The following is an 11,645-nucleotide window of genomic DNA, read 5'->3' on the forward strand; positions in this document are numbered from 1 at the left end:
ATCAGAATCCGTATTTGGCGAACAGGATCAGACGGGTCATGTCGCCACTGGCGCCGGTTTCGATCTCGCGGTCCGCGAACATCAGCTCGGCCCCGACATCAAACGCCGTAACCGGCGACCAGATCAAGTTGGCGTGGAAGCTCTGGGCCGAACTGTTGGCGGTCAGGCCTGTGAAGGCCAGGTCGTTGTCCACCTTCTGCGCCGACCAGATCAGGCTGGAACGCCAGCCGGGCGCCCAGACGTGGCGATAGGCGGCGAAGCCGGCGACCACGCCGATCGCATCCAGATCGCCCGCGCCGTTCAGCACCGCGTCGTTGGAGAAGTTCAGACCGACATAGCGGCCGATGCCCTCGCCGCCCGTCACCATCAGGCGCAGGTCGTCCTTGGCGCCGACCTTGATCTTGGTCGAGGCCGACAGGCCCCAGCCGGTCGCGGTGGAATCGATGTTGCTGGCCGGACTCTGGTATTTCAGCTGGCGCAGCAGCCCGGCGATCTGGACGTCGCCCCAGGGCTTGGACACCGCATAGCGGGCGGTGAAGTCCGGCAGGGTGCTGTCGTCGGCGACGATGCGCGCGCCGCCGCCGGACGGAGTCACCGTCGTCTCGGGGTTCTCGACCGAGACCGAGAAGGGCCCGCGGGTGTAGCGAACCTGGACCTGACGGGCGAAGACCGTGCCCTCGGCCGCGCCGATGAAGTCGGCGGATTCGGGCAGGACGGCGGTGTTCTGGAAGTTGGTCCATTCCTGGCCGATCAGCCAGTTGTCGATGGTGATGAAGGCGCGACGCAGGGCCGGGTTGGCCGGGCTGGTGGTGCGCTGGTCGCCGGCGCCGGGCAGGGTCTGGAAGTCCATCTCCATCCGCGTGCCGATCTTGTGGCCGCCGACCATGCCGTCGGTGGTCAGCCAGAACCGGGTCTGGCGGGCGTTGAAGTCGGTCGCCGTATCCTCATCGGTCCCGCCGATGGGGATGGAGCCGGGAATGTGGAATTCACGCAGCGCGTCGCCGTTGACCGAGTCGCCGCCCGAGTAGCGGCTGGCGTAGGCGTCCACCTTCACGAAGCCGCCGAACTTGACCGTGTGGTCGCCGATGCGGAACCCTTCGCCGGGCGCCGCCAGCGCCGACGACTGCTGGACCGGGGCGGGCGCGGCGGGGCGGGTCTCCAGGCGGATGATGTCCTGCTGTTGCGCCGCCTGCTGGGTTCGGGCGGCGACGATCTCGGACTTCAGGGCGTTCAACTGGGCTTCTAGCTGAGCGATGCGCGCCTCGAGCGCGGCCTGGTCCTGGGCCGAGGCCAGGCCGGGCGTCGCCATCAGCGCGACGGCGGCGGCTCCCGCCATCAGGCTTGTCTTGATCATGATGAACCTCCCGCGCCCGTCTGGCGCGGGCGTCCCTTTGGCGACCTTTCCGCCTCCGGCCTCGGGGAGCCATTGGCCATTGGTCTAATTTCGACCAAAGTCGAACCGCGCCATGATGGCGACGACGCGGCCGGTCAGACGCCGCGCACGGAAGGACGCCCATGGATCGCATCGTCGTCGCCGACGACCATCCCCTGTTTCGCGCCGCCCTGCGCTCGGCCGTCGACAAGGCGGCGCCGGGCGCGGAGGTGGTGGAATGCGCCAGCCTTGCCGAGGCTAAGGCCGCGATGGTCGCCGGACCGGTCGATCTGTTGCTGCTGGATCTGAAGCTGTCGGACAGCGAGGGCATGGCGGGGCTCGCCGCCGTGCGGGCCGAGCAGCCGACCGTGCCGGTGGCGGTGGTCTCGGCCAGCGAGGACGCGCCGGTGGTGCGCCACGCCCTGGGTCTGGGCGCCGCTGGCTTCATTCCCAAATCTTCGTCCCTGCCGCAGATGGTCGAGGCGATCGCCGCCATTCTGGCCGGCGACAGCTGGGCCCCGGATGTGCCCAAGACCGACTACGATCTGGCCGCCCGGGTCGCCAGCCTGACGCCGTCGCAACTGCGCATCCTGGAAGGGTTGAAGGCCGGGCGGCTGAACAAGCAGATCGCCTTCGACCTCGGTGTTTCCGAAGCCACCATCAAGGCGCATCTGACCAGCGTGTTTCGAAAGCTGGGCGTTCACAACCGGACCCAGGCGGTGATCCTGGCCAAGTCGCTGGACCCGGCTTAACGCGCCAACTCCTAGCTCGACAGGAAGGCCTTTAGCGCCGCCGGCTTTATCGGCTTGGGCAGAAGGACGGCGCCGGCCGCGGTCGCCTGCTCGTTCAGTCCGTCGCGGGTGTCGGCGGTGACCAGGGCGATACGGCGCACGCCCTGGGGCCTCAGCCAGTCGATGACGGCGAACCCTTCGGGCCCGTCGCCCAGATGCAGATCGACCACGGCGGCGTCGAACGGGCCGACCGCCGCCTTGGCCGCCTCGACGCTGGCGACCAGCGTCGGCCGCGCGCCCCAGCGGGTGAGCAGGGCGTTCAGCGCGTCCAGGATCACCGGCTCATTGTCCACGCACAGCACGCGCAGGCCCGCCAGCGGCAGGCGCGCCTCGCGCACCGGCGCGGCCTCGGCGGGCCGGTCGGCCGCGCTGCGCGGCACGGTGATCCGGAAGGTCGTGCCGCGCCCCACACGCGAGCTCAGCTCCAGCGGGTGATCGAGCAGGCTGGACAGGCGGCGTACGATGGCCAGGCCCAGGCCCGCGCCCGGCTCGTCCACGGCGCCCGGCAGACGCACGAACTCGCCGAAGACGGTTTCATGGTCGGTGTCGGGAATGCCGCGCCCTGTGTCGCAGACGAACAACTGCACCGTCCCGCCCCGCCGACGCGCCCCCACCAGCACCCGGCCGGCATCCGTATAGCGGATGGCGTTGGCCACCAGATTTTGCAGCATGGAGCGCAGCAGATCGCGGTCGGACGCGACCCACAGGCGGCTGGGCATCACGGTCAGATCCAGACCCTTGGCCTCGGCCACAGGCGCGAACTCGCGGCGCAGTTCGTCGAACAGCCCGCCCAGCGACAGCCGCGCGACATTGGTCCGCACGCCGCCGGCCTCCAGCTTTGACAGGTTCAGCAGGGCCGTCAGCAGACGGTGGGCGCTGTCGATGGCGCGGTCGGCGTTGACGGCCAGGGTGCGGCTGGTCGCATCCTCAAGCGCCGGCTCCTCCTTCAGGGCGGCGATGAACAGCCGGGCGGCGTGCAGCGGTTGCAGCAGGTCGTGGCTGGCGGCGGCCAGGAACCGGGTCTTGGAGGCCGTGGCGTCCTCTGCCACGCGCCGGGCCTCATCCAGTCGGGCGGTGCGGTCCGCCACGCGGGCCTCCAGCCGTTCGTTGGCCTCTTCCAGCTCACGCGCGGCTTGGCGCAGGGCGGTGATGTCGGTGTAGCTGGTGGCGTAGCCGCCGCCGGGGATCGGCGCGCCGGAGGAGCGAAGCACCCGGCCGTCGGGCTGCTGGCGTTCGTGATCGTGGGAGATGCGGCGGCTCAGCGCCTCCAGCCGCCGCTCGACCCAGGCCTCGATGTCGTCCGGGCTTTCGCCGCGCTCGGCGTTCAGGCGATAGATGACGGCGATGGGCAGACCGACGTGGACGAAGCCGGCCGGCAGGTCGAACATGGCGACGTAGCGCCGGTTCCAGGCGGTGACGCGCAGATCCTCGTCCACCACGATCACGCCCTGGTCGATGTTGTCGAGCGTGGTCTGCAGCAGGTCGCGGTTGAACTGGACGGCCTGGGACGCCTCGTCCAGCATCCGCACCACGTCCTCGGGCGCGCGTCCAACGCCGGCCAGCGCCGCGGCGATAACCCGCCTGGCCGAGGCCGCGCCGATGGCGCCCGCCAGCATCCGCTCGGCGGCGCGGGCTAGGGCCGCATCGGCCGGATCGGCGTCGCGGAGCTTTGTGTCGGTCTCATCGCCCCAGGCGGTGAAAGCGCGCTCGGCCCGTTCGTCGCCGATGAAGCGGGCGACCAGGGCGCGCAGATCGCCGACCGAGGCGCCCGACGGCGCGGGCCGGGCCTCCATCCAGTCCGGTCCCAGCCGATCCACGAAGGCGCGGGCCTGAACCCGGTCGATCAAGCGGGGCTGGGCGAAGCGCGACACGCCGACATAGGCCGCCAGGTTCAGCGCCAGGCTGACGAAGACGCCGAGCGCCAGCGGATCCTTGACTCCCATCATGACGTGCAGGTGCCAGGGCGCGCCGGGCGACAGCTGGGGCATGGCCAGCATGACGATCCAGACGCCCATGCCGACCGTCATGCCCGCCAGCGCCCCTTGCGCATGGCCGCCCCGCCACAGGACCGCGCCGAACAGGGCCGGCGCCAGCTGGGCCATCGCCGCGAAGGACACCAGCCCCATGGCCGCCAGGCCGCGCGACTGGTTCGTCGCCTGATAATAGAGCCAGGCCAGCAGCAGGACGGCGACAATGGCGCCGCGCCGGACCTGAAGAATGGTCCCCGCCATGTCCGAGGCGTCGCCGCGCACCCGCCAACGCTCGCGCGCCAGGAACGGCAGGATCAGGCTGTTGGACACCATGGCCGACAGGGCGACGGCCTCGACGATGACCATGGCGGTGGCGGCCGAGAAGCCGCCGACGAAGACCACGGCCGTCAGCAGGGTCTCGCCCCGCTGGAACGGCAGGGCCAGCACCAGCAGGTCCGGATTGACCGACGGCGCGAACAGGGCGCCCGCCGCCACCAGGGGCAGCACCGCCAGACTGGTCAGCAGCAGATAGAGCGGAAAGATCCACCTCGCCCGCTTCACGTCCGACGGCTGACCGCCTTCGACGAAGGCGACGTGGAACTGGCGCGGCAGGCAGAAGATGGCCAGGGTCGACAGCAGGGTGATAGCGGTAAAACGCGGCGTGACCTCGGGCGGTGCGGCCAGGGCGCCCAGGCCCTCTATGATGCGCGGGGGCGATCCTTCGTTCAGCAGCAGGACCAAAGCGAAGACGGCGACGAACAGCAGGGCGCCCAGCTTGACCATCGACTCCAGCCCGATCGCCTGGATCAGGCCGCGATTGTGCTCGGTCAGGTCGGGACGGCGCGCGCCGAACAGGATGGCGAAGAAGGCCAGAACGCCCGCTAGCACCAGAACCGTCAGACCCTCGGACCCCGCCACCGGCGTGCCGGCGGTCAGCAGGGCGCCGGCCATCGAAAGCGACTTCAGCTGCAGCGCGATATAGGGCAGCGACCCCAGGATGGCGACGATGGTGACGGCCGCGCCCAGGGTCTGGCTCTTGCCGTAGCGCGAGGCGACGAAGTCGGCCATGGAGCCGACGTTCTCGCGCCGGGCCGCCGCCGCGATCCGCCGCCATAGCGGGAACAGCAGCGTCAGGCCGATCACCGGGCCGATGTAGATGGGCAGATACTCCCACCCGTCGCGCGCCGCCGTGCCGACCGCGCCGTAGTAGGTCCATGAGGTGCAGTAGATGGCCAAGGACAGGGCGTAGACCGACGGCCCCAAGCCCTTGCCGCGCGCGCGCGCCGACGGCCGTTCCTGAGACCAGGCGACGGCGAACAGCACCGCCATATAGGCGGCGACCAGGCCGAGGATCGTCAGGCTGAACATCGGGGCATCTGAACCGGGCAAGGGGTGTTTCACAAGCGAAAGGCGGGCCGTCCTGCGACGACCCGCCCTCCATTGCGCCTGAAAGCAGGATCAGGCGTTCAGATCGACGTCCTTGCCTTCCTTGACCAGCAGGAAGCCCAGAACGACTGTCCCCAAAGCCACCACGATCGGGTACCAGAGGCCGGAGTAGATATTGCCCGTCGCCGCCACGATGGCGAAGGCGGTGGTCGGCAGGAAGCCGCCGAACCAGCCGTTGCCGATGTGATAGGGCAGGGACATGGAGGTGTAGCGGATGTTGGTCGGGAACATCTCGACCAAGGCCGCCGCGATTGGTCCGTAGACCATGGTCACATAGAAGCCGAGGATGAAAAGGATCAGCACCACCATCGGCTTGTTGACCAGGGCGCTGTCGGCCTTGGCCGGATAGCCGGCGGCGGTCAGCGCCTCGCCCAGGCTCTTGTCCCAGGTCTTCTTCTGGGCGGCGAAATCGGCCGGGGCCATGGCGTCGCCCCGGAAGCTGGGGATGACGACTTGATCGCCGATGCGGACCTCGGCGACCGTGCCCGCCGGCGCCGCGACGTTGGTGTAGGTCACGCCCGCCTTGGCCAGATAGGATTTGGCCACGTCGCAGGAGTGGTTGAACACCGTCTTGCCTACCGGATCGAACTGCAGATTACAGTCGGCCGGATCGGCATAGACCGTGACGGGCGCCGAGGCGGCGGCGGCGGCCAGTTTCGGATTGGCGGCCTGGGTCAGGGCGTTGAACAGCGGGAAATAGGTCAGGGCCGCGATCAGGCAGCCGGCCAGGATGATCGGCTTGCGCCCCACCTTATCCGACAGCCAGCCCCAAAAGATGAAGAAGGGCGACGCCGCGAGAAGCGCGATGGTCAGCAGCACATAGACCAGGGTGGCGTCGACCTTCATGACCCGTTCCAGGAAGAACAGGGCGTAGAACTGACCCGTGTACCAGATGACGGCCTGACCGGCGGTGAGACCCAGAAGGGCGATCAGCACCAGCTTCAGGTTGGGCCACTTGCCGAAGCTGTCCTTTAGCGGGGTCTTGGAGCCTTTGCCCTCAGCCTTCATCCGCTTGAACGACGGGCTCTCAGCCAGCTTCAGACGGATCCACAGGGAGACGCCCAGGAGCAGGATCGAGACCAGGAACGGAATGCGCCAGCCCCAGGCGGCGAAGGCTTCCTCGCCCAGCGTGTAGCGAACGCTCAGGATCACCACGAGGCTCAGCACCAGGCCGGCGGTCGCCGTGATCTGGATGAAGGAGGTGTAGAAGCCACGCTTGCCCTGCGGGGCGTGCTCGGCGACGTAGGTGGCGGCGCCGCCGTATTCACCGCCCAAGGCCAGGCCCTGGATCAGGCGCATCAGCACCAGGATGATCGGCGCGGCGATGCCGATGACCGCACAGGGCGGCAACAAGCCGACGACGAAGGTCGACAGACCCATCAGCAGCATGGTGACGAGGAAGGTGTTCTTGCGCCCCCACAGGTCGCCCAGCCGCCCGAAGACGATGGCGCCGAAGGGTCTCACCGCAAAGCCGGCGGCGAAGGCCATCAGGGCGAAGATGTAGCCGGTCGTTTCGTTGACGCCGGAGAAGAACTGGACGGTGATGATCGCCGCCAGCGAGCCGTAGAGATAGAAGTCGTACCACTCGATGACGGTGCCGACCGATGAGGCGAGGATGACCAGGCGATCGCTGCGATCGACGGTGTGCTCCTCTCCTCCGGACGCAAGGGGTGCGTCGGTTGCCATGATCCATTTCCTCCCGTGTCGCCGTTATCGGCCGTTCTGCACATCCTTCAGGATGCGTGGACGCCGACATTGACCGAGAGCGGGGCGGGTGGAGAGAGCGACTTTGGTCGAGGATCGTCGGTCGATCAGCCGTCGATGGAGATGACCGCGCCGAGCTTGGGTTGCGCCTTGCCGCGCCGGGCGCTGCGACGCTTCAGCCAGGCGCGGATGCGGGTCTGGATCGGATTGTCGATCGCGAAGTGGAAGGCGAAGGCGAAGGCGACCGCCGCCATGACGCTTAGGCCCCACAGGCCCCATTGAACGAAGAGGGGCAAGCCGACGCGGGCTTCCACCGCATTGACCACGCCGAACCAGACGATGCGGACCACCTCGTTGGAGATGAACATGGAGAAGGAGACCATGGCGGCGGTCTCGACCCACTTCGAGGGCTTGGTCACAGGCACGGCGCCGGCGGCCAGGATGATGACCGAGATCAGGGTCAGGGCGACGAGGGCGTGCTTGTCGTGAAGCTGAAGCGCGAAGAAGCCGACGGCGGCCAGCACCCCGGCCCAGCCGGCCAGACGCGGCGCGATCCAGACCTTCTGGGCGAACCAGGCCAGGCACATGCCCAGGAAGAACAGCGGGAGGGCGCGGATGATGCCGTAGCGCATCGGCATCTGATAAACGGGATAGCCGAGGAACGACCAGCACAGCTGGTTGGCGACCAAATAGACGCCGACACCGACGGCCAGGGCCGACCACGGACCCAGACGCATCAGGCCGCGAATGATCCAGGGGAAGGCCAGATAGCAGCCGATCAGGGCCGAGATCGACCAGGTCGGGGCGTTCCAGCCCAAGCCGCCGTGCACGCCATAGGATTGCAGCAGCAGCAGCTGGGCCGGCAGCTGATCCCACTCGAACCATTCGGGATTGCGGGGCGGCGAGCCCGCAGCGGTGGCCAGAAGCACGAAGCCGACCAGCGACAGACCCATGATCAGGTGGGCGGGCACGACGCGCAGGAACCGCTTCAGGAAGAAGTCGCCGGGCGACATCCGACCCTTGTCCACCGCCGCGCCGTAGACACGCATCAGCACATAGCCGCTGTCGATCAGGAAGAAGTTGGTCAGCAGGAAGCCGCCGCGTTCGAAGATCGGATTGATCAGATGGGCGAGCGGCTCGGGACCGGCGGCCTGGAAGTGATGCAGGATGATCAGGAAGGCCACGATGAAACGCAGCGCGTCCAGCCAGCCGCCGCGGGCGATCTGAACTGTCTCATTGCGGGTCGAAATCAGGGACCAGGGCATCGTCAGCGCCTCCTTTGATCCCTTCACCGCAAGCGTCGGGCCAGTTCGCCTGTCAGGCGAACATCACGACAGCACCAGACGCATGAACTCCTCGCGGGTGCGGGGATCGTCGCGGACGACGCCGATCAGGTGGCTGGTCGACAGGCTGGCGCCGGGCGCATTGACGCCGCGCAGGGTCATGCAGCTGTGTTCGGCCTCGATGACCACGCCGACGCCGTGCGGGCGAAGGACGGTCTGGATGGCCTCGGCGATCTCGGAGGTCATCTTCTCCTGGATCTGCAGGCGCCGCGCGAACCCGCGCACGACCCGGGCCAGTTTGGAGATGCCGACGACGCGGTCCGTCGGCAGATAGGCGACGTGCGCCTTGCCCACGACCGGCAGCATATGGTGCTCGCAGAAGCTGACGAAGCGGATGTCCTTCAGCACGACCAACTGGTCGTAGCCGCCCGTCTCCTCGAAGGTCTTCTCCAGATAGGAGAGGGGATCGACCTCATAGCCCTGGAAAAGCTCGCGGTAGCTCTTGGCGACGCGGGCGGGGGTTTCCAGCAGACCCTCGCGGTCCGGGTTGTCGCCGGCCCATTCGATCAGGGTGCGGACGGCGGCTTCGGCGTCGGCCTGGGAGACTTTGGAGGCGGGGGCGTCGGTCATGGCGGCCTAGATAGCGGAGCGCTTGAGGGAAGGGGAGAGGGTCAGCCGTCCCATTACGAGGCGGACGCGCGTTCAGACGGCGAAGTCGAAAAAAGAGAGTCTAGTTCGTCTAATTCGTCTGAAATCGAATGGCTGGCGCTCCCCAAGGCGAAGGCGGGGAAGTCGGCATCGAAGCGGCGCCGTTCAAGGCCGCTGACGAGATTTTTCCGCTGTAAGGTCTAGACGAAGACGCGTCTGGTTAGCGGCCTGTTAACCATCCTGTCGGCATTTTCTGCCCAGTAGTTGCTGGAGTGGGCCGATGAACGGCGCGGAAGTTCTGGACGTCGGGCGCGACGCCATCTGGCTGACGATCCAGCTGTGCCTGCCGGTGCTGCTGGTCGGCCTGGTGGTCGGCGTGGTGATCGGCCTGTTTCAGGCCCTGACGCAGATTCAGGAACAGACCCTGATCTATGCGCCCAAGATCATCGCCATCTTCGTTTCACTGATCCTGTTCCTGCCGCTGATGGGCGCCCTGTTGGGCGGCTTCATGCGCCAGATCGCGGCCCGCATCGCGGGGATGTAGTGGACAAACTCTAGACATGGATTCGTGGGCGACCGCCGATCAGGTCTGGGCCGGCGGGCTGATCTTCGCCCGGATCGGGGCGATCCTGATGCTGATCCCCGGCTTCGGCGAGGCCTATGTGCCGCCGCGCGTGCGACTGTCGCTGGCCCTGGTCATCAGTCTGGCGCTGTGGCCGGTGGTGCGCGCATCGCTGCCGGGCCTGCCGGACAGCATGGGGCTGATGGTCGGGTGGATCATCCGCGAGGTGGTCGTCGGCCTGATGATCGGCCTGCTGCTGCGCATGTTCATGAGCGCCCTGGCGACGGCGGGCGAGATCGTGTCGTTGCAGACGACGCTGAGCTTCGCCCAGACCGCCAACCCGATGCAGGCCCAGCCCGGTTCGACCATCGCCGCCTTTCTGGCCCTGCTGGGGGTGACGCTGCTGTTCGCCACCGACACCCATCACCTGTTCATCGCCGGCATGGTGGGCTCGTATCGGCTGATCTCGCCGGCCCAGCCGCTGATGATGGCCGACTTCACCCAGATGGCGGTGCGGACCCTGGGCGACAGCTTCCTGCTGGGCGTGCAGTTGTCGGCGCCGGTGCTGGTCTTCGCCTTGATCTTCAACCTGGCGTCCGGACTGGTGGCGCGGGTCATGCCGTCGTTCCAGGTCTATTTCGCCGCCGCGCCCTTGAGCGTGATCCTGGGCCTGTCGATCTTCGCCCTGAGCCTGGGTGCGCTCGGCACCCTCTTCATCGACCGCTACCGCCGTCTGGCGGAGTATTTCGTGCTGGGAGGCCCTGGTGGCTGAAGGCGCGGATCCCGAGTCGAAAACCGAAGAGGCGACCCCGCGAAAGCTTGAGGACGCCCGAAAGAAGGGCGATGCGGCCAAGTCGCCCGACGTCGCCCAGGTGCTGTCGCTGGCGGGGGCGGCGGCGGTGATCCTGATGGGGGGAGGCTGGTTCGCCTCGTCCATCGCCGAACAGATGGTGCCCTTTATCGCCGCCCCGCACGAGATGCTGGGCGTGCTGAACTCGGGCGCGGGCAACCAGATCATGGTGCGCGCCGCCTGGGCCGTGGCGCCCTTCCTGGGGGCGGTCATGCTGGCGACGATCCTGGGCGGGGTCGGGGGCAATGTCGCCCAGTCCGGCCTGATCTTCACCGCCGAAAAGCTGAAGCCCAAATGGTCGGCGGTCAGTCCGATGCAGGGGTTCAAACGCATCTTCGGCCCCGACGGCCTGGCGCAGTTCGTCAAGACCCTCCTGAAGCTCATCGCGGTCTGCGCCGTGTGCTGGATGGTGTTGAAGCCGCATCTGCGTGAGTTCGAGAATATGGCCTCGATCAGCCCGCTGGCGATCCTGCCGCTGGCGCGCGACATGGCCATCTCGCTGTTCGTGGCCTCGATTATCCTGCTGGGCGCCACGGCCGGGGCCGACTTCATCTGGCAGAAGATGCGCTTCGCCAAGCGGATGCGCATGACCAAGGAAGAGCTGAAGGAAGACTTCAAACAGTCCGAAGGCGACCCGCACATCAAGGCCAAGCTGAAGCAGATCCGCATGCAGCGCAGCCGCCAGCGGATGATGGCCAATGTGCCCAAGGCCACCGTCATCGTGACCAACCCGACCCACTATTCCGTCGCCCTGCGCTATGAGCCGGATCAGGGCGACGGGGCGCCGATCTGCGTGGCCAAGGGCGTCGACGCCCTGGCCCTGCGCATCCGCGAAGTGGCGACCGAGCACGGCGTGCCGATCGTCGAGAACGTGCCGCTGGCGCGCGCGCTGTACGCGACCGTCGAGGTGGACGAGGTCATTCCGCGCGAACATTTCGACGCCGCCGCCAAGATCATCGGCTTCGTCTTCCAGTCCCGCAAGCGCCGGTAAGGCGGCGTCAGGATTTGGGCGTATGATC

Annotated in this window: 9 protein-coding genes; 4 read left to right on the forward strand and 5 right to left on the reverse strand. The window is 67.7% G+C overall.

Annotated elements, in window-relative coordinates:
• Window position 1 precedes the first annotated feature (1 nt).
• Window positions 2-1,354 (reverse strand): DcaP family trimeric outer membrane transporter, encoded by a 1,353-nt coding sequence (locus tag VH88_RS12255; protein ID WP_052689594.1) that lies wholly within the window; start codon window positions 1,352-1,354, stop codon window positions 2-4.
• A gap of 161 nt (window positions 1,355-1,515) precedes the next feature.
• Between VH88_RS12255 and VH88_RS12260 the strand changes: the two genes are divergently transcribed.
• Window positions 1,516-2,124, forward strand: a complete 609-nt coding sequence (locus VH88_RS12260; RefSeq protein ID WP_045811514.1) for a response regulator transcription factor — start codon at window positions 1,516-1,518, stop codon at window positions 2,122-2,124.
• Window positions 2,125-2,135: 11 nt separating this feature from the next.
• Here the strand turns inward: VH88_RS12260 and VH88_RS12265 are convergent, their stop codons facing one another.
• The 4 genes from VH88_RS12265 to folE all read right to left on the reverse strand — a co-directional run bounded on the left by VH88_RS12265 (window position 2,136) and on the right by folE (window position 9,196).
• Window positions 2,136-5,501, reverse strand: coding sequence for a hybrid sensor histidine kinase/response regulator (locus VH88_RS12265; protein ID WP_045811515.1), 3,366 nt, complete (start codon window positions 5,499-5,501; stop codon window positions 2,136-2,138).
• A gap of 90 nt (window positions 5,502-5,591) precedes the next feature.
• On the reverse strand, window positions 5,592-7,265 hold the full coding sequence (locus tag VH88_RS12270) for an MFS transporter (protein WP_045811516.1): 1,674 nt from the start codon (window positions 7,263-7,265) through the stop codon (window positions 5,592-5,594).
• Window positions 7,266-7,390: 125 nt separating this feature from the next.
• On the reverse strand, window positions 7,391-8,548 hold the full coding sequence (locus VH88_RS12275; protein ID WP_045811517.1) for an acyltransferase: 1,158 nt from the start codon (window positions 8,546-8,548) through the stop codon (window positions 7,391-7,393).
• Between the two features lie 63 nt (window positions 8,549-8,611).
• Window positions 8,612-9,196, reverse strand: coding sequence for a GTP cyclohydrolase I FolE (gene folE, locus VH88_RS12280; protein WP_039246287.1), 585 nt, complete (start codon window positions 9,194-9,196; stop codon window positions 8,612-8,614).
• A gap of 298 nt (window positions 9,197-9,494) precedes the next feature.
• Between folE and fliQ the strand changes: the two genes are divergently transcribed.
• The 3 genes from fliQ to flhB are packed head-to-tail and all read left to right on the forward strand — an operon-like array spanning window position 9,495 to window position 11,617.
• Window positions 9,495-9,758 carry a flagellar biosynthesis protein FliQ gene (gene fliQ / locus VH88_RS12285; RefSeq protein ID WP_017505641.1) on the forward strand — a complete coding sequence of 88 codons (264 nt, stop codon included), beginning with the start codon at window positions 9,495-9,497 and terminating at the stop codon, window positions 9,756-9,758.
• A gap of 16 nt (window positions 9,759-9,774) precedes the next feature.
• A complete protein-coding gene (gene fliR, locus VH88_RS12290) occupies window positions 9,775-10,548 on the forward strand; it encodes a flagellar biosynthetic protein FliR (RefSeq protein ID WP_045811518.1) in 774 nt (257 codons plus the stop codon).
• On the forward strand, window positions 10,541-11,617 hold the full coding sequence (gene flhB, locus VH88_RS12295; protein ID WP_045811519.1) for a flagellar biosynthesis protein FlhB: 1,077 nt from the start codon (window positions 10,541-10,543) through the stop codon (window positions 11,615-11,617). Before fliR ends, flhB begins: the two co-directional genes overlap by 8 nt.
• Window positions 11,618-11,645: the final 28 nt, after the last annotated feature.

Origin of the sequence: Brevundimonas sp. KM4, from assembly GCF_000964075.1 — a bacterium.
GTDB classification, from domain to species: Bacteria; Pseudomonadota; Alphaproteobacteria; order Caulobacterales; family Caulobacteraceae; genus Brevundimonas; species Brevundimonas huaxiensis.